Here is an 18069-nt window from a genome sequence, read left to right as displayed (position 1 = left end):
TATCGCTCCGTAAACATCGCGATGGTCAACGAGCTAAAGGTGCTGTTCGATCGGATCGGGATCGATGTCTGGGACGTGATCGACGCGGCGAAGACGAAGCCGTTCGGCTTCCAGGCCTTTTATCCGGGTCCGGGTCTCGGCGGCCACTGCATTCCGATCGATCCGTTCTATTTGAGCTGGGTCGCGCGAAAACATGGGCTGATCACGCGGTTCATCGAATTGGCGGGCGAAATCAACACAAGCATGCCCCAATACGTGATCAATCGATTGACCGAATTCTTGAACGACGTCGGCAAACCGGTCCGCGGCAGCAAAATCTGCGTCCTCGGGATCGCTTATAAGAAGGACGTCGACGACCCGCGCGAAAGCCCATCTTTCGAATTGATCGAGCTACTGATGGATCGCGGCGCAGAGCTTAGCTATAACGATCCGCACGTGCCCAAGCTTCCTAAGATGCGACATCATCGCAAGCTGGAGCTGGACAGCCGGCCGCTCGAGCCCGATTTCCTCGCCAGCCAGGACTGCGTGCTGATCTCGACCGACCACTCGGCCTACGACTACGACACGATCGTGAAACACTCACGATTAGTCGTTGATACCCGCAATGCAACCAAGGGAGTCAAAGTTGGGCGGGAGAAGATTCGCAAGGCGTGAGGAAGGGACTCGGGATTCGGGGCTCGGAAAGCACGCGGCACCGCGGCTTGGCCGTTCCGAAAGTCACGCGGCTTCAATATTTGCTTGAAATGCCAGTAACGCACGACGACCGCTTGAGCGTACCCGAATCCCGAACCCCGAATCCCGAGCCCCACTTGCGCTGCCGCTATCTCGTCACCGGTGCTGCCGGATTCATCGGCTCGAACGTCTGCCGGGTGCTGCTCGACGCCGGGCACGAGGTGGTCGGGCTCGATAACATCAATTCAGCCTACGATCCGCGTTTGAAGCAGTGGCGGCTGCGGCAGTTCGCGGCGACGGCGAACTTTCGGTTCGAGCAACTCGACATCACGGATTTCGCGGCAATCGAGCGACTTTTCGAGCACCAGACGCGAATCGACCCAGGCGGCGAGCGCGACGCTCCGTTTGACGCCGTGCTCAATCTGGCGGCCCGGGCCGGAGTGCGGCCGTCGGTCGCCGATCCGTGGATCTATTTTCAGACAAATTCCGACGGCACGCTGAACCTTTTGGAACTTTGCCGCCGCTGCGATGTAAAGAAATTCGTTCTGTCGTCGACCTCGAGCCTCTACGGAGCGCACAACCCAATCCCGTTCGCCGAGGATGCGGATACAAATCGCCCGCTTTCGCCGTATGCAGCCTCGAAAAAGGCCGCCGAGGCGATCGCGTTTACATATCATCACCTGCACGGCCTGGACATCACGGTGCTTCGCTTTTTCACCGTCTATGGGCCCGCGGGTCGCCCCGACATGAGCGTGTTTCGCTTCATGCGGAAGATCGCGGAAGGTGAACCGATCACTGTGTTCGGCGACGGCAGTCAACAGCGCGATTTCAGTTATGTGGACGACATCGCCCGAGGGACGGTCGCCGCAATCAAGCCGCTGGGCTTCGAGGTGATTAACCTCGGCGGCGACCGGCCAGTCCGGCTCGATTTCGTCATCGACCAGATTGCCAACCTTGTCGGTCGCAAGCCCTTGATTCACTACCGTCCTGCTCACCCGGCCGATGTTCCGGCCACCTGGGCGAACGTCGATAAGGCCCGCCGGCTGCTGGATTGGACGCCGCAAGTCGCAATCGAAGAAGGCCTGCAACGAACGGCGGATTGGTATCGCGAGAACCGCGCCGAGATTCTCCCGCTGGACATGGGCGAGTAATCTCTCGTTCGCCGCTCGTTAGTTGGAGTTCAGGCTTTAGCCTGTCGGCGGCAGACAAAAGGCTGCACTCCAACGTCGTCACCCCTGCCCGCAGGCCACTGGCGCGGTTACAATGTTTCGGGCGCAAAAAATAGAGGGTTCTTGCTCGCCGGGACAAGAACCCTCTCGTTGGCTGTCCGAACAATCAGCGTCTTGCGACTCCTTTTGTCCGGAGACCCACAGCCGTAAAGAGCGTATCGGGCCGCCGAGTGCAAAGACTTTAGCTCCGACACCGAAACCTGCCACCCCAGTGAGTCAACCGACGAGGGAACCGGCGCAAACGACAAACCTTATCAACCCATGACAGAAGTCGCGAAGCTTGCTCTCGAAGACGGAACGATCTGGACTGGCGTGTCGTTTGGCGCGGCGGGTGAGGTCGATGGCGAAGTTTGTTTCAATACCTCGATGACCGGTTATCAGGAAATCCTGACCGATCCGAGCTATCGCGGCCAGATCGTCACCATGACGTATCCGGAGATCGGCAATTACGGCGTGAACGGCGAAGACGTCGAAAGTGCTAAGCCACATTTGGCCGGATTTATCGTCCGGCAAAATAGTCGCCGGGCGAGCAATTTCCGCGCGACCGGCGGAATCGACGACTACCTCGCTCGCGCCGGCGTTGTCGGCCTCGCGGGCATCGACACACGAGCACTTGTCCGACATATCCGCAACCAAGGGGCGATGAAGGGGGTCTTGTCCACCGTTGATTTGCACGACGACAGCCTGGTCGCCAAAGCCCGCTCCAGCCCTGGCCTTGTCGGTCGCGACCTGGTCCGCGAAGTTATCCCCGATCAACCGCGCGATTGGCACGAGCGCCTCAGCCCCTGGACGAGGCTGGCAACGCCCGTCGGTCAGGCATCCCGGCCCGACACCACCGTCCCGACTTCGGCTTTCCCGCACGTTGTCGCCATGGATTACGGGATGAAGTGGAATATCGCCCGCTATCTGACCGACATGGGATGCCAGGTTACGATCGTCCCCGGCACGGCCTGCGCCGAGCAAATCCTTTCCCACAAACCCGACGGCGTATTCCTTTCGAATGGCCCCGGCGATCCCGAGCCGCTGAACTACGCGATCGACGCGATCCGCGGCGTGCTCGGCAAGGCGCCGGTCTTCGGCATCTGCCTCGGCCATCAACTTCTCTCGCTTGCGTGCGGTGCGAAAACCTTCAAACTCAAATTCGGACATCGCGGAGCGAACCAACCGGTGATGAATCTGGACACGGGCCGCGTGGAAATTACCTGCCAAAACCACGGCTTCGCCGTCGCCGAGGACACGCTGCCGCCCGAACTTGAAGTGACCCATCGCAATCTCAACGATCGCACGATCGAAGGTATCCGCCATCGCAGTCTGCCGGCCTTTAGCGTTCAATACCACCCCGAAGCCTCCGCCGGCCCGCACGACAGCGACTATCTCTTCTCCCGCTTCCGCGAGCTGATGGCCGTCTAGCTGGATTCGAACGGATCCAGCCTTCTTCCGCGGCCATCGAGAGCAGGTGTAGCGAATTCCGCCACATGCTTGGCGGGACTCCGACTTTTTTGTCGAGAGTTCCTTTCGGGAGCATTATCGCGGGAGTAAACTGGCATACAGTTTGCTACCGTCACCCGGCCTCGCCGCGGCGACTCGCCGGCGGAGACCTCTCTCATAGCGAGAGGGAGATGGTTTCAAACGACAGGGCGGAAGGAAGGCGCGATCTATATGTCGATCGAATCGCGAGCCGCCGCTGCGCCAGTGTTTCCGGCGCCGGTTGCACGGCCCAGTTCCATAGTTACTTTCGAACCGGCGCCGCCGGCGTGGCTGCTCTGGGACTTGGCGCTGATGATTCTTGTCAGCGCATTTCTCCTGTTTCAAGTTCAGCCGCTGATCAGCAAGTTCATTCTGCCGTGGTTCGGTGGCAGCCCCGCGGTTTGGACGACTTGCATGTTGTTCTTCCAAAGCTTGCTTTTCTGTGGCTATGCGTACGCGCATCTCACGTCGCGGTTGTTTTCTTGCCGTGCTCAGGCGATTTTGCACTTAGCGCTCCTCGCCGGTGCGCTGGCCATGCTGCCGATCGTGCCCGGCGCGAGCTGGAAGCCGAAACCCGGCATGGAGCCGACCTGGCGAATCCTTGCGCTGTTGGCGGTGAGTGTGGGCGTGCCGTACTTCGTGCTCTCGGCCACCGGACCGCTCGGGCAGGCGTGGTTCAGCCGCGCTTATGCGAATCGGTCGCCGTATCGGCTTTATTCGCTCTCGAACGTCGGCTCGCTGACGGCACTGTTGACATTTCCAGTCTTCTTCGAACCGGCATTCACCGCCGACGCACAAGCCTGGCTTTGGTCGGCGTCGTTTGTCGTGTTTGGTTTGCTTTGTGCCGGAGTCGCGATTTGGATTTGGCGAAACCGCGGCGATCATCACGCGCGGAATGACGCCAAATCGTTCGCGGCAAGCGACGGCGCGACGACGCTGGCTGCGGACGAACCGAGCATCGGTCGTCGCGCGCTTTGGCTCGCGCTGCCGGCATTCGCGTCGCTGATGTTCTTGGCGACGACGAATCAGGTATGTCAGAATGTCGCCGTTGTCCCGTTCCTGTGGGTCGTTCCGCTATCGCTCTATCTACTGTCATTCATCATTTGCTTCGATCGCGAGCGGTGGTATCGCCGTGGTCCGTACGCGGTCGTAACTGCGGTGAGCGTGTTCATGGCGGCCGGCGGTTACGATGCGATTTGCGACATGCTGACGGATTGGTTGCCGGGGTGGTTCGCATATCACGATCCGCGCCGGATCGACCCTTCATTGACGTTTATCGGCGAACGGGTGCTTTATTTGGCGACGCTGTTTTTGATCTGCATGGTCTGCCACGGCGAGCTGGTTCGGCTGCGGCCGAAGGCCCGGCATCTCACCGAATACTATCTCATGATCGCCGCCGGAGGGGCGCTGGGGGGCATCTCGGTCGCTCTCGTGGCGCCGCACATTTTTTCAGGATTCGTCGAGTGGAATCTCGGGCTCGCGGCGGCGTTTGTTCTGGCGGGAATCTATTGTCTGTTCCGAGCCCCTAGCACATCGCAGTGTGAACGGATGACCGAAGTTGGAGTCGCGGCCGAAGCCCAGGTGGGCCCGCGAGCCGGGGCTTCCCTTCGGTCCAGCCTCGGCCACCCGCCGGAGACCGTGTCGGTGACCGGCAAGCGAATCCGAATCGCCGCTGGCTCGATCGTGCTTCTGGCCGGTTGGGCGTGCATTGTCTACTGGCAATGGGACGCCGCCAAGCCCGCCAATGAACCCGACTACAAGAACATCTTCCAACGGCGAAACTTTTACGGCGTCGTCAAAGTCTATGATATGAACGCCACGAAGCCCGAGCGGCATTACATGCAATTCCGCAGCGGCGGCATCAGCCACGGGCGGCAGTGGGTCAGCGACGACCCGAAACGGCGAATGCAACCGACCGCGTATTACGCTCCCGAGACGGGCGCTGGGCGGGCCATTCGCTACTTTCAGCGCAAGCCCGACATGCGCGTCGGCGTCATCGGGCTCGGCGCTGGAACGCTTGCGACGTATGCCAACCAACCGGGGCAATTCATCAAATTCTATGAAATCAATCCGGAAGTCGTGACGATCGCCAACACCTACTTTTCCTTCATCAAGGAATGTGCTGGACGGCATGAAATCGCCTTGGGTGATGCGCGGCTCTCCTTGGAAGGCGAAGAGCCACAGCATTTCGACGTGCTGGTGCTCGATGCCTTTTCCGGCGACGCCCCGCCGGCCCATTTGCTCACGCGCGAGGCATTTGCCGTTTATCAGAGTCACTTGAATCCGGACGGCATCATCGCCGTGAACATCAAGAATCGCTATGTGAATCTAGCGCCCGTGGTGAAGGCGGCCGCCGATTACTATCACTTCGACACGACGCGAATTTGGACTGATGAAGACAAGGCACGGCTGCTGTACGAAGTCGATTTCATGCTGCTGACGAACAACCGGCGATTTCTCAAGTCCAATCCGCCGATTCTGGCGCCGGGCGTTTCTGCCGCGATCACACCAGTCGCCTGGACCGACCATTACAGCAACTTGTGGCAGTTATTGATGCACAAGTGAGATCACCACCGACGACAACCCGCATGGTCAATGGGCCGCGGTCGTGGCGGAATTATTCGCCGCCGAATAGGATGCAAAGCACGTCGAGCGCGGCAACCGCCCAAGACGGGTCGCGCGCGCCGTCAGTCAGGCACGCTTCCCAAAGCTTGATCGCATAGCGCAGGTATTGCTCGCGCGATTCAGCAACGAGATCGGGGGACAATTCGGCCGCGAATTGGGGCCAAAGCCGGCTCAACTCGTCGAGCGACGGCCTGCGGCCGTTGATCGTGTCGAACACGAGGTCGTCAAGTCGCTCGAGCTTTTCCAGAACCTCGTGCGTGGGGGCGGCCAACGTCTTGGATGGGCCAGCAACGCGGTCGCATGATCCAGCACAATCGGCAATAGCTTGCGACGATTGGCGTTCGCTGTCAAACCGATCGCGCGCCGGCTTGGCCTTGAAATGTCCACGGCTCGATTGCCTTGGCTCGTCGACGGCCGGCGAGGCTGATTCCTGAGCACCATCCGAGCAAACGTGAAGCCTGAGGGTCAGTTGGTCCGCCAACCATGTAAGGTCCGAGAGTCGCAATCCGGACCGCGATCGTTCCAACTCGACACAAACCAGCGGCAGCGCATCGATCGCCAGCGCCTCGAAGAGATACGCGGCCCAACTCGAGGGAACGAAATCGGCCGGCGGTTCCTCCCTTAGGTTCAATACGGTCACTCCCGAATGGCGGCCAAGCCGACGCGCCTCGACGTCGTCGGCAACTACTGCGCTGATCCGAAATGGGCGCCGCGGCGAATAGATAAGTCCCGTCGAAAACGACAGCTCCGGTCGACATTCGACCGGCAGGCAATTCAACAGGCCGGCGAGCAACAATTCGCGATTGTCGGCCCCGACGATTAGCAACGTGTCGGCGGTCAGTGCCGTCTCGATGAGCCAAGCAATTCGCTCGGCGCCCCACCGCTCGACGAACTCGGCCAGGATCCCCTCATCGACCGCTGCCGACCGGCCCGGCAGTTGGAACGTGGCGAGCGGCGGCGCGTTCGATTCCCGCAACTTGAGAAATCCCCGATTGCGGATCGCGCGGAGCAAAGCGAAGGGACTGTTTGCGAAGCGGGCCAATTCTTCGGCCGCGACGATAAACGAATGCGTGTAGATTCGCGCTCCGCCGCGGCCGCTGTATTCTTCGCCGGCCTCGATAGTATGGGAAACGCACCAATACCCGTCGGCTATTGGATGAAAATTCACGCTATTCGCAGGGTGTCCTGTTGCGCATAGGGATCCGTGCGATGGGCCCCAGGCGGTCAATTCGCGGGCGGCCTCGGTAGTGATTCCCGGACTGCTGGCGACCAACTGATAGCCTCTGGACCGATCGGTTTGCGCCGATGTGAACACTGCCTGTTCGATGTTCATAAGCCAGTTTGCTTGAAGTGCGGTCCACTAGCCAGGATCGCGAGCAAGGAATCGCGTCGCGACGTCCTCAATGGCGCCTCGGAATGGTGCGTTTTCGGGGTTAAATGTTGCCAATGAGCCATTCGAACGGCTCGACGATGCCGCGCGGTTCGATTCGCAGTGGGGCGGTGACTTGACCCACGCCGCGCACGAAGCGGGAGATGCACGCTCCGGCGACCCCCGCCGCGAAAAAGCGATGCTTCGGAAATCGCTCGTGGCAATGCTCCCAAAGTCCAGTGGCCGACCGCTGCGCGTACCTGGGGGGATCGTCAAAACAGGTTTCACAGCGGTCGGCCTTGCTCAGCACGACGGCGAGAGGGCGCTCGCGCCAGGGGTTTCCTTCGTCGTCGCGCAGCTCGCTCAGGTAGCTAACCAATTTCATCGCGAAATAGTCCTGATCGCGCTGACCGCCGGCCATTTCCGCCGCGTCGACGAGCACGATCGCCCCGCTGCACTTGCTGAGGAACCGGCGAATCCCAATGTATGTGTGCGGATGCTCGACCTCTTCTAGAACGGCCTCGCCCGCCATGTCGGGTACGATCAGTTCGATCGGCTCTCGCCGCGAGGCGGCGCGGATTTGACAATGGACCCAATTCCAGCGGTCGGGCTCATTGGGAGTCTTGACGGGAAATTCGCCGCGGGCCAGCGCTCCCATGACGGTTTGCTGCAGAGTGATCGAAAAAGCACCGCGCGCAAGGACCTGCATTTGGGGTCCTTGTCGCGAAAGAATGTCCAACAGCATGCCCAAATAGACGGTTTTTCCCACGCCGCTGGTGCCGATCACGGCCAGCATTTGGGGACGGATCTTTTGAGAGCTGGCTTGGTGGGCGAGCGCCATCGGCGCAAAGCAATGACGACAAAGCTCGGCGTCAAATGAGTTCCCTTCACCGCAGACGTAGCAAGGAACCTGCACCGAGTACTGGGCGAGACGATATGATTCCAGCGGTTGAACGACTTTAACCATACGCAAACACGCAGGAAAGAATACGAAGGACGAAAGTCTGGCTCGCCGTGACTCGAGCGAGGCCTAACGCTTTCCGTTTAAACTAGTTCAAATTCCTCTTCGGCCGGTTTGCCCTGGTCATCGGTGACGGGTTCGGCAATGGTGGCGGCCAGGTCGCATATCCCCAGCGCGCAGCGGAATCCGATGTTGCGCTTTCGGGCGAGCGGGTTCTCGCCGCTGGCGAACTGGCTGGTCGCCTGATTGTCGAAATAGGTGTCGAACGCCCCGCCGCGGATGGTTTTGAGCAACGGTTGCTTGGCGTTGTTGTCGCCGGCTGCGACGATCCAGAGAAAGTTGTCCGCGGTCCACTCCCAGACGTTGCCGATCAGTTGATATGCTCCGCCCACGCTCACGCCCGAGGCGAATTCATTGACCGGCACCGTATCTGCCGGGCCCGATCCCCATAGATTCGCGCGCTGACGCTCCATCGTATTGCCCCAAGGGTATTTCCGCTGGACGTAAGTGTTTGGCGAGATGCTGACCGGCCAACTCGCAGCCTTGACCCACTCGGCGTCGGTCGGCAAGCGTCGGCCGATCCAGCGGGCATACGCGGTGGCCTCATACCAGCAGATTCCCACGACAGGATGATTTTCCTTTCCCGGCGGGCAGCGACCGTCGATCCAATATCGCGGGCCTGGGCAACCCGTTGTGTCCAAAAAGTCGAGCATGGCCGGCCAGATTGCTGGATCCCAAATCGCCAACTGTTCGTAGCCGCCCGCCGACGTGAAGGCCTCGTATTGTCGGTTCGTTACCGGCGCGCGATCGAGGTAAGTTGCTCCGACGTGGATTGTCACCGGCTCCAACGCTTCTTCCGCCACGTCAAGTTCAACGGCAGCCGAAAGTCGATTCGGCTCCAATTGCACGTCGCCGTCGGGCACGAGAGCCATCTGACGGTCCAAATCGGACTGCGCCGTCGCGATCATTTCAGTCGGCAAGGTGTCGGAGATTTGCGGTCGCAGCAATAATGCGAATCGGCCGTCGGCGAGCATCTGCTCGACGAGCGAGTCGATGTTTTCATCCGCTGGTTTCCCACGATGTCGAATTGACTCCGCCGCCGCGGCAGATTCGTCACTCGCGCCACTCGTTTGTTTTGAATCGCTGGCGGAACGGCTGGCAAAGTCGGCGCGCTTTCCGGCTGGATTCCTCGCACGACGGACAAATTCGACAGCAAGAATCACTGCCAGACCGGACACTGAACCTAGGCCAGCCCCAACAACTGATCCAACTTCGGCATATTCGCCCCAGCCGATTACGATGACGGCCGCGACGGCAAGAATCCAAGGCAAGATTCGAATGAATTGCTTCATACTGATACGCAGACCGTCGTGAGTTGACCGCTAACCGTGTGATTAGTTCTTCTTTTCCCGGCGCCGAGCGACATCCCGTTGAAGCATCTGGAATTGCGAGAGGAGTGGCCCCATGACTGGATCAGGTTGACTCGGATTGGCCGGTGCAGGCTTCTTTCGCGGCGGCAAAGCGTTGCAGTCCTGCGAGGCTGGATTCCTTTCGCGGTTTACATGCGGCGAATCACTCTTCGAGGTTTGATCCCTTGCCGTTTCATTTGTCTGGCTTGGTTCGTCATCCAGATCCTCACTCGCCGGCCCGAGGCCGCCGACGCTGACCTTGGCGTCCAGCAGCATTCGGAGTTGGCGCAACTCGCCCGACAAGTCAGCATGGTCGTCGGCGGCTTGCCGCCGTTGGGCGGCGAAATCTTCGGCAGTTTCCTCGCTTCGGCGGCGCTCAGTTTCCAAATCCGCGGCCAGGGCTAATCGGTCCTTTTCCAATTCGACGACCCGCTTTTGGAGCGCATCGTGCCAGTGCTGCCGGTCGGTTTCCCACTGATTTCGTTCGACGGTGATTTGCGCCTGTTTTTCGCGTAATTGGTGTCGCTCATCTTCCAGGCGGGCCTGTTCTTCGTCGAGTTCTTCGCGAAGCGAGTCCAGTTCGTCGAACAACAGGCCCAGGAATTGTTCCAATCCGTCGTGGCCAAATCGCAGTTCGGCGAGCGAATCTCTGATGATCGCTCTGTCGAACCCGGATTCAGGCAACGTCGCTGCAGCAATCATTGAAGCTCTTATTGGGATTGGCATTACAGGCGCCGCCAGGCAGTGCCCTGGCGATGGTAGGCTTGCTAGCGGAGCCTGCAAGTTAGGTCGTGAGTTGTCCTTGCGGCAAGCGAACGTTGCCGGATCGATCGAGACTGAGATGCCCAGACGAACTTGAGATGGGAGTTCGTTGGTCCAAGCAATAGGAACTCTAGGTCATGTTTGGCCAGCCGGCAAATGCGCGTTCGGTAAAGTTTCCGTGCGTAACCCCTTTTCCGACGAAATGGAATATGCCATTCTTATGGTCGAGCGCGACGGAGAAAGCGCCCAATCGTGTCGGAGTCCAACGCGGCCAAACATCACTTGGAGGAGGAAACCATGAATCGATTTGGCAGGTTCGCTTCGAGCGTCGTCGTTTGCGCAACCTTTCTGGCGATCGCCGCCATGAGCCGCGCCAACGACCTGGCAAATGCCGAGCCGCTTCCAGCTCCCGGTCCTATCGCGGCCAGCGTTGCCCCGACTCCATCGGCGCCCAGTCCCGCGGCAAGCGCCCCGGACAATTGTTGCGGCCCGTGCATCGAGTACCGCCATCACGGCCGACCGATTTGCTGCTGCGGTTGCAACGCTCCGCCGGAGATTAAGACGGTACTTCACGTCAAGAATCCGAGTTGCTGCTGCGGCTGCGCGGTCGATGTACCGATCTGCCTACCGGGCTGTTGCACTGGCGAACCATGTGTATCCGGTCGCTGTGGGGTATTAGGTCGCGGAGTCGTGCATTACGAGTATTCCTGCGGCGTGCGCGTGACCGTGACCTTTAAGGCCTGCGGCGACATCTTGGTCACGTACTTGCATGCCTAAGCGGAAGAAGAAGCCGACCGGCGTGCCGGCCACTCCGGTGGAAAGCCAAGCGGCCGAGGCGGCAACGATCGGTTGGATGCTCTCCGTGCTGACCGCCACGGTTTGCGAGTCCGGCGTTCTCGCTGCCCGGCTCTATTTTGCCTGGCACCCAAATGCCGCCGCGGTTGGGACGGCCGGAGAACTGTTGCTCTTCTCGTCCGCCATTACGGGCCTCGTAGCCCTGCTCCTGATCCCCGTTGTATACAGGACCCGCCTCATCCGACCGCCAAGCACGGTGACGGCGTTTGCAGTCATCGTAGGAATAATACCCTGGTTGGTGCTGAGTTCACAGTTACTGAAGTAAGCCGGGTGCCCCCGGCGGAGAATCTCGCGATCGTCGCGGCAAACATTTGCGATCACTCCGACTGGAAATGGGCGCCATGCCAGAGGATGTCGAATTGCTCGCGGACGTAAGGATTGAGGCCTCCAGCGAACTCTATGGGAAGATTGAGAATCTTGATGAGTTCCTGTGCATCGGCCAAATCCTTTAATCGACCGGGATTGGACATGCCCGAGGCAATCTTCAACTCGACGAGTGTTGGCAGGTTGATATATCGAATTCCCTCGGTCTCGGTACTGACATCACGCGGATCAGGGAATGCCACCGGCTTTGGCTTGCCGTCGCCGGGGTATTCGCCCGTTGTCAAAAACTCAATGCGAACTCCTAGATTGGTGTCGCGGAGATGCTTGCTTTCGCGATGGGGCGGCAGGTAACCGAGCCCGTCTAGCGCGGCATGAATCTTCTTGAGATCGTCCTTTGTTACAAGGACGTCGACATCCTCCGTGAAACGGCGCAGTCCGTGCCGAAATAGGGCCATGCCCCAAACGATGGCGTAAGGAATACCGAGGTCGCTGAGTCGCTTTGCAACATTGCGCAGAGCATCGAACACCGCGTTCTTCTCTTCAAAATGCCGACTGCCTTCGCTCAATGCCCACCTCGGATCGCCGTCGAGCCGCGTTTCGTATGGCACGACGATTGACTCAGTTGTGCTAACTCGTCCAGCCACAGCTAGCTTCCTCAGAGATTTTCAGCACCCGAATTATACCGTTCGCGGATGTACTCATCCACGAACGCACCTAATTCACGAATCAAAACTCCGCGCTCCCCGGCGTACGCGGGAAGGGGATCACGTCGCGGATGTTGCCCATTCCGGAGATGAATTGGAGCACGCGCTCGAGGCCGAGGCCGAAGCCGGAGTGCGGCACGGTGCCAAACCGCCGCAGATCGAGATACCACCAGTAGCTCAGCGGATCGAGCCCCTGCTCTTTCATGCGGGCTTCGAGCACGTCGAGCCGCTCCTCGCGCTGGCTGCCGCCGATGATCTCGCCCACCTTCGGCACCAGGATATCCATTGCCCGCACCGTTCGCCCGTCGTCGTTTACCCGCATGTAAAACGGCTTGATTGTCCGCGGATAGTCGTACAGGACCACCGGGCATTTGAACTCCTCCTCGGTGAGATACCGTTCATGCTCGGCTTGCAAGTCGTGTCCCCACGAGACCGGATACTCGAACGTTCGCCCGGACCTCTCCAGACGAGCCACTGCTTCACTGTACGACAGGCGAACAAAATCGCTGGATACGATTGCTTCAAGCGTCGAAATGACCGTCGTGTCGATCCGCTCCGAGAAGAATTGCATTTCCAGTTGGCAGCGGGCCAGCACGTCGCGGAAGATTCGCTTCAAAAAACTTTCCGCCAGCCGCATATTGTCTTCCAGCTCAAAGAAAGCCATCTCCGGCTCGACCATCCAGAACTCGGCAAGATGCCGCGAAGTGTTCGAATTCTCGGCCCGAAACGTCGGTCCGAACGTGTAGACCTTGCCGAGCGAGCAGGCGAAGATCTCTGCGTTCAACTGGCCGCTAACGGTGAGAAACGCCGGGCGATTAAAGAAATCTGCTGAGAAATCGACGGCCGGCCCCTGCCTTGGAAGCTTGCCTAGATCGAGCGTCGTAACTTTGAAGAGTTCCCCGGCGCCTTCGCAATCGCTGGCGGTGATGATTGGCGAATGGATGTACAGGAAGCCTTGCTCTTGGAAGAAATCGTGGATCGAGCGGCAGACTTGATTCCGCAACCGGGCGATGGCGCCAAAGGTATTCGTCCGCGGACGGAGATGGGCGATCGTCCTGAGAAACTCCCACGAATGGTTCTTCTTTTGAAGCGGATAGGCTTCCGGATCAGCCCAGCCGTGAATCGCGATCCGCTCGGCATGAACTTCAGTTGGCTGGCCTTTGGCGGGGGACGCGCGCACCTGGCCGTCAATCGTCGCGCTGCACCCGGCCGCTAGCCGCTTGATTTCGCTCTCGTAATTCGGCAGCTTGCCGTCGGCGACAATCTGGATATTGGCTTGCGAAGAGCCGTCGTTCAGCTCGAGAAAACTGAAGCCTCCCTTGGAATCGCGCCGCGTGCGAATCCAGCCTTGCAACCGCACGAGGCGACCGATCGCTTCCGGCTCCCGCGCCGCGGCAACAGACAATACGGCGTGGCTCGACGGCAATGCCAGGGGGCCAGGGGACTGCTGCTTGCCTGTTTCCGCAATCGATTCAGTGCCGGATTTCATTTTTCATCCGTCCGTGCATGGCGAGAATCCGTGCCCAAGCAGTGCGACAGCACAACATGGTCGGATCGCTCCTGCTCCCAACTCCTCAATCCTTGCCGCCGCCCCTCGTCTCACGCTGCGGGTTGCGATTTGTTCATCACCCGAATCGACACGCGATCGATTCGGCGGCGAGTGGCCTCGAGTACCTTGATCCGCACGTCCTGCCAGACGAGTTCTTCGCCGATATTCGGGATGCGCCCCAATTCGTGAAATACGAAGCCGCCGATCGTGTCGAAATCTTCGTCCTCCGGCAACGAGAGGCCCAACCGTTCGTTGATCTCATGGATTCGCACTTTGGCTAGCGCCTCCGCCGAACGTTCGTCGATCGCCTTGATGCCGTCGCTGAGCGCCTCGTCGTGCTCGTCGGCAATCTCGCCGACAATTTCCTCCAAAACGTCCTCGATCGTAACGATCCCTGAAACGCCTCCGAATTCGTCGAGCACGACGGCGATATGATTCCGACTGCGCTGGAATTCTTGCAACAAATCATCGACCGGCTTCGTTTCGGGCACGAAGAACGGTTTGCGCAGAAGTTGAGGCCATTCGACCCGCGAGTCGTCGTCCGGCTTAGCCAGTTCGACTAACAAGTCCTTTGTGTGCAAAATGCCGACGATGTCATCGGGGCTTTTGTTATAGACGGGAATGCGAGTGTGTCCCGATTGGCAGACCGCCCGTACCGCTTCGTCCCACGGCAATTCACAGTGGATCGAGACCATGTCCGTCCGCGGCGTCATGATTTCGGCCACGTCAACATCGCCCAGCTCGATCACGCCTTCGATCATCTCGCGGGCCTCTTCCTCCAAGAGCCCCTCGCGTTGTCCTTCGCTGACAATTGAGCGGATCTCTTCTTCCAGAGATTCCTCGGTCGGATGAGCTGGCTCGCGGCCAGATAGCCGTTGGAGCAAGCGGCTGATTCCGTACGCTGCTAACACGGAGGGGGCGAAGACGGCGGCGGCGCCGCGCCAAAACGGCCAGGTTCGAAGGACAAACGCATCGGCCCACAGACGCGATACGCCAAGCGGAATCCAAACCGTGATCGACCAGAGCAACGAGATGCCGAGAATCCCGCCACCCAATTCCCCGATCCAAGCCGGATTCGAAGCGAAGGTTTCGCTCGTAATGGCCCAGCCGAGTCCAGCGGCCGTGGCGACGGCGGCGGCTAGTGCCAAAAGACTATCCGCGCCGGCGATTGTTCGCTCGCGGAGTTGGACGATCTGGCTATAAAGTGGAACCGTCCGCTCCTCACGGCAGAGTTCCTCCAGCTTGGCTCGCGAAAACCGGCGCAGACTTCTCGCTCCGATCGACGCAAATCCTGCGGAAAATAGACTGAGAATCGCAATCCAAAACAAGAGATTCACGGCGAGAACTCGTGGCTGAGCAATAATTCGGGGTTCCCTTCCTGCGACCCGTCCGGGCTTTCGCCCGCAAGATCGATCGCGGGCGGATGCAATCCGAACCTGGCTAAATAATGCCGCTCGCGACGGCGCATATCAGTGCGCGATGGGACGTCGAGATCATCATAGCCGACAAGGTGAAGTATTCCGTGAATTACATAAAGGAGCAACTCGTCGCCGGCCGGCCACAGCAATCGGGTGGCGGCCCGCTCGGCCATTTCGGCGCTGACGACCACGTCCCCCTCCAATCGCCCATTTTCGTCCGCGAGGTCAAAACTAAGGACGTCGGTGGGTTCATCATGATCCAGATAGCGGCGGTTCAGGTCGCGAATCCTCGCGTCGTCGACGACCGCGACAATGATCGCAGCAGCTTCGACCCCCTCTTCCATCAGCACGACCTCGACGGCGCGGTTCAAGCGATCGGTGTCGATCCCCGATCCTGGATACTCAATCTTAATCGCGATGTCGATCAACGGTGGCCTCAGGCGCTTCTTTGATCGGGATACTTTACGCGTCCATGATAAACGGCCGTGAGCGATTTAACCAAGCTATCTTCAATGATCTGCAGTTCTTGCAACGTCAGGCCGCATTCGTCGAATTGGTCGTCGAGCAGCCGCTTGGTGGCGATTTCGTGAACGAGCCCCTCGATGCGAGCGGGCGCCGGATCGACCAGCGCTCGGCTGGCGCTTTCGACCGCATCGGCCATCATCAGCACTGCACCTTCCTTAGTCTGCGGCTTCGGTCCAGGATAGCGATACGAGGCCTCATCCACGCTGCCGGCATCCGGATTCGATTCGCTCTGCTCGCTCGCCCGATGGAAGAAGTACTCGACGAGCGTGGTGCCATGGTGCTGCTGGATGAAATCGATGATCGGCCGCGGCAAATGATGCTGCCGCGCCAGATCGGCGCCGTCCTTGATGTGGGCAATAATAATCAGCGTGCTCATCGCGGGCACCAGCGCTTCGTGTCGGTTGGCTTCGAATCCCGAATTCTCCACGAAGTAACCCGGCTTAAGCATCTTGCCGATATCGTGGAAATACGCCCCCACGCGAACTAGAAGCGCATGAGCGCCGATCGACTCGGCGGCGGCCTCGGCGATCGACGCCACATTGATCGAATGGTTGTAAGTGCCCGGCGCGCGGCGGACCAACTCTTGAAGCAATGGATGAGCGGGGTCGCCGATCTCCAGGAGACTAATGTCAGTGAGCACGCCAAACAGCTTTTCGATAAACGGCAATAGGCCGGTCATCAAGAACCCGGCCGCAATCGCGCATACGGCGACGCGCCCCGCTTCCCGAATTAGCAGGGAGTCGAACGGCTGGTTATCGAGAACGCCGACACCGATGGCGGTCAACATTCCCACGGCGCCGGAACAGATCCCGACGTAAATCAGTTTGGTGCGAGTGCGGATGCGGCCGAGCAAGAAGATGGCCGTGGCCGCGGCGCTGAGCAACGTGACGTATGCGGCCAATCCCTGGCCAAGGGCCACCACGACCACCAGTGCCAGGGCGGCGCAAAGCAACAGCGCCAATTCTTGGCTGTACGCGATCGAGAGCGTCATGGCGAACAACAACAGGGGAACGAGTTCCGCACGCCAATCGGCGCGAATCGGGTCTCCCGAGGCCATCACGCACAAGGCGACGGTTATGACGCACAATCCGAGCAAACCGGCAAAGCGCCCGAAATCGGAAAGCAGCGGGCGGCTGCGGGCATAGATATAAAACCCGCTCATCAAATACAGCGCCGCAAACATGCCAAAGATCGCGAGGGACCGCGTCAGCCTTTGGCTGGGTGTGAGCGCGGCCATCTCGGCATCATATTCTCGCTTCAGCAGATCGAGTGCGTTGTCGTCCAGCGGTTGGCCGGCTTTGGCCAAGGGCGTTTCGTTCGCATTGTAGGGCGTGAACATGTCCTTGACTCGCTTTCTGGCTTCGTCGGCGTTGTTGCGAATGCCGTCGACGTCCTTCGTCAGCGTGGTCAGTTTCTCCAATTTCGGCTTGATCCAATAGAAAACGCGCTGCGCGATTTCCGGAGACGCCAGCTCGGTCTTGAGGTGGCTATGGAGTTGGGCAATCGCCTCGCCAGATCGTACTTCGGCAACCGGGACGACTGAGGCGAACGTCGATGCGCCGACCGGGTGAATCTCGATTTCGGTTTGATTTCCTTCGTCGGGCTGCTGATCGAGCTTTTCGAGGATCCCCTTTTGTTGGATTTCGCTGAAGGCCCGATCGATGGATTTTTCGAATGCAGCGCGCTTTTCCTTATTGTCCACGGCGGCGTGAAGCTTCTGGAATTCTTTCTCTTCCTCATCCTTCGATGGGGCCTCGACATTGGGCATGGCCGGCGGCGAAAACTCGCGCCAAACTCCCGCTCGAAGATCGGCCAGAGTTGCGGCGGCCCCGACCTCGGCCGCCGCGTTCTTGAGCGCCGCCCGGTATTGGATCAGCGCCGCCGGGTCTTGTTGATAGACATAGCGGATCTGCCGAGCCGCCTTTTCCCTGGCATCTTCGGTTGCTTTCTTGTCGAGAATCTGAAACGTCACTTTAGCAACAATGTTGCGCGGCGGAGTGTAATCTCGCCAATAAGCGAAGGGCGGCGCCCAACCGCGCACGACCGCCCATAAGATCAGCGCCGCGGCCGTGCAGAGCCCTATTCGCCACAGAACTTCGGCCCTCTGGAACGATTCCACAATCCGCTCGAACGGGCTGGGGGGGAGTTCCAGCGCCGCGACGCGCTGAATTCGTGTTCGTTTTTGGCTGCCGCTAGGCAT

At 59.6% G+C, this 18069-nt stretch carries 15 protein-coding genes; 6 read left to right on the top strand and 9 right to left on the bottom strand.

All coding sequences use genetic code 11. The features are described 5' to 3' along the window. The 4 genes from VGY55_07260 to VGY55_07245 form a co-directional block, all read left to right on the top strand. Positions 1-654: nucleotide sugar dehydrogenase (locus VGY55_07260; GenBank protein HEV2969771.1), on the top strand; the 654-nt coding region annotated here is incomplete at its 5' end. Positions 655-743: 89 nt separating this feature from the next. Continuing rightward, the gene (locus tag VGY55_07255; protein HEV2969770.1) at positions 744-1823 is read left to right on the top strand and encodes an NAD-dependent epimerase/dehydratase family protein; all 1080 of its coding nucleotides are present in this window, start codon (positions 744-746) and stop codon (positions 1821-1823) included. Between the two features lie 339 nt (positions 1824-2162). Continuing rightward, positions 2163-3311: a glutamine-hydrolyzing carbamoyl-phosphate synthase small subunit gene (carA, locus tag VGY55_07250; protein HEV2969769.1), complete on the top strand. Its 1149-nt coding sequence runs from the start codon at positions 2163-2165 to the stop codon at positions 3309-3311. Between the two features lie 249 nt (positions 3312-3560). Then, the gene (locus tag VGY55_07245; GenBank protein HEV2969768.1) at positions 3561-5933 is read left to right on the top strand and encodes a fused MFS/spermidine synthase; all 2373 of its coding nucleotides are present in this window, start codon (positions 3561-3563) and stop codon (positions 5931-5933) included. 52 nt (positions 5934-5985) lie between these two features. On the opposite strand, the gene VGY55_07240 is transcribed toward VGY55_07245, so the two are convergent. The 4 genes from VGY55_07240 to VGY55_07225 form a co-directional block, all read right to left on the bottom strand. Continuing rightward, a complete protein-coding gene (locus VGY55_07240; GenBank protein HEV2969767.1) occupies positions 5986-7326 on the bottom strand; it encodes a hypothetical protein in 1341 nt (446 codons plus the stop codon). Between the two features lie 100 nt (positions 7327-7426). Beyond that, the gene (locus VGY55_07235) at positions 7427-8158 is read right to left on the bottom strand and encodes a hypothetical protein (protein ID HEV2969766.1); all 732 of its coding nucleotides are present in this window, start codon (positions 8156-8158) and stop codon (positions 7427-7429) included. Positions 8159-8406: 248 nt separating this feature from the next. Next, the gene (locus VGY55_07230) at positions 8407-9357 is read right to left on the bottom strand and encodes a formylglycine-generating enzyme family protein (GenBank protein HEV2969765.1); all 951 of its coding nucleotides are present in this window, start codon (positions 9355-9357) and stop codon (positions 8407-8409) included. A 360-nt stretch (positions 9358-9717) separates the two neighbouring features. Next, complete coding sequence (locus VGY55_07225) at positions 9718-10434, bottom strand: hypothetical protein (GenBank protein HEV2969764.1); 717 nt, start codon at positions 10432-10434, stop codon at positions 9718-9720. A gap of 357 nt (positions 10435-10791) precedes the next feature. On the opposite strand from VGY55_07225, the gene VGY55_07220 reads away from it, so the two are divergent. After that, the gene (locus tag VGY55_07220) at positions 10792-11271 is read left to right on the top strand and encodes a hypothetical protein (protein ID HEV2969763.1); all 480 of its coding nucleotides are present in this window, start codon (positions 10792-10794) and stop codon (positions 11269-11271) included. Further along, a complete protein-coding gene (locus VGY55_07215) occupies positions 11264-11614 on the top strand; it encodes a hypothetical protein (GenBank protein ID HEV2969762.1) in 351 nt (116 codons plus the stop codon). The genes VGY55_07220 and VGY55_07215 overlap by 8 nt, the downstream gene beginning before the upstream one ends. A 52-nt stretch (positions 11615-11666) precedes the next feature. Here the strand turns inward: VGY55_07215 and VGY55_07210 are convergent, their stop codons facing one another. The 5 genes from VGY55_07210 to VGY55_07190 all read right to left on the bottom strand — a co-directional run bounded on the left by VGY55_07210 (position 11667) and on the right by VGY55_07190 (position 18069). Then, entirely contained in the window at positions 11667-12281 is a 615-nt protein-coding gene (locus VGY55_07210; GenBank protein HEV2969761.1) for a hypothetical protein, read from the bottom strand. A gap of 118 nt (positions 12282-12399) precedes the next feature. Next, entirely contained in the window at positions 12400-13866 is a 1467-nt protein-coding gene (gene asnS, locus VGY55_07205) for an asparagine--tRNA ligase (GenBank protein HEV2969760.1), read from the bottom strand. Between the two features lie 110 nt (positions 13867-13976). Further along, complete coding sequence (locus VGY55_07200) at positions 13977-15263, bottom strand: hemolysin family protein (protein ID HEV2969759.1); 1287 nt, start codon at positions 15261-15263, stop codon at positions 13977-13979. Continuing rightward, entirely contained in the window at positions 15260-15772 is a 513-nt protein-coding gene (gene ybeY / locus VGY55_07195; protein HEV2969758.1) for an rRNA maturation RNase YbeY, read from the bottom strand. The genes VGY55_07200 and ybeY overlap by 4 nt, the downstream gene beginning before the upstream one ends. A gap of 8 nt (positions 15773-15780) precedes the next feature. Continuing rightward, complete coding sequence (locus VGY55_07190) at positions 15781-18069, bottom strand: HDIG domain-containing protein (protein ID HEV2969757.1); 2289 nt, start codon at positions 18067-18069, stop codon at positions 15781-15783.

Source organism: Pirellulales bacterium (assembly GCA_035939775.1).
GTDB lineage: Bacteria > Planctomycetota > Planctomycetia > Pirellulales > DATAWG01 > DASZFO01.
The sequence above is the reverse complement of the archived record's forward strand: the minus strand, read 5'-3'. Positions and strand labels throughout refer to the sequence as shown.

Excerpts from the sequence above, each read along its gene's own strand:
- VGY55_07255 (HEV2969770.1), top strand. The coding sequence starts at position 744 with ATGCCAGTAACGCACGACGACCGCTTGAGCGTACCCGAATCCCGAACC.
- carA (HEV2969769.1), top strand. The coding sequence starts at position 2,163 with ATGACAGAAGTCGCGAAGCTTGCTCTCGAAGACGGAACGATCTGGACT.
- VGY55_07245 (HEV2969768.1), top strand. The coding sequence starts at position 3,561 with ATGTCGATCGAATCGCGAGCCGCCGCTGCGCCAGTGTTTCCGGCGCCG.
- VGY55_07240 (HEV2969767.1), bottom strand. The coding sequence starts at position 7,326 with ATGAACATCGAACAGGCAGTGTTCACATCGGCGCAAACCGATCGGTCC.
- VGY55_07235 (HEV2969766.1), bottom strand. The coding sequence starts at position 8,158 with ATGCTGGCCGTGATCGGCACCAGCGGCGTGGGAAAAACCGTCTATTTG.
- VGY55_07230 (HEV2969765.1), bottom strand. The coding sequence starts at position 9,357 with ATGCTCGCCGACGGCCGATTCGCATTATTGCTGCGACCGCAAATCTCC.
- VGY55_07225 (HEV2969764.1), bottom strand. The coding sequence starts at position 10,434 with ATGATTGCTGCAGCGACGTTGCCTGAATCCGGGTTCGACAGAGCGATC.
- VGY55_07220 (HEV2969763.1), top strand. The coding sequence starts at position 10,792 with ATGAATCGATTTGGCAGGTTCGCTTCGAGCGTCGTCGTTTGCGCAACC.
- VGY55_07215 (HEV2969762.1), top strand. The coding sequence starts at position 11,264 with ATGCCTAAGCGGAAGAAGAAGCCGACCGGCGTGCCGGCCACTCCGGTG.
- asnS (HEV2969760.1), bottom strand. The coding sequence starts at position 13,866 with ATGAAATCCGGCACTGAATCGATTGCGGAAACAGGCAAGCAGCAGTCC.
- VGY55_07190 (HEV2969757.1), bottom strand. The coding sequence starts at position 18,069 with ATGCCTAGCGGCAGCCAAAAACGAACACGAATTCAGCGCGTCGCGGCG.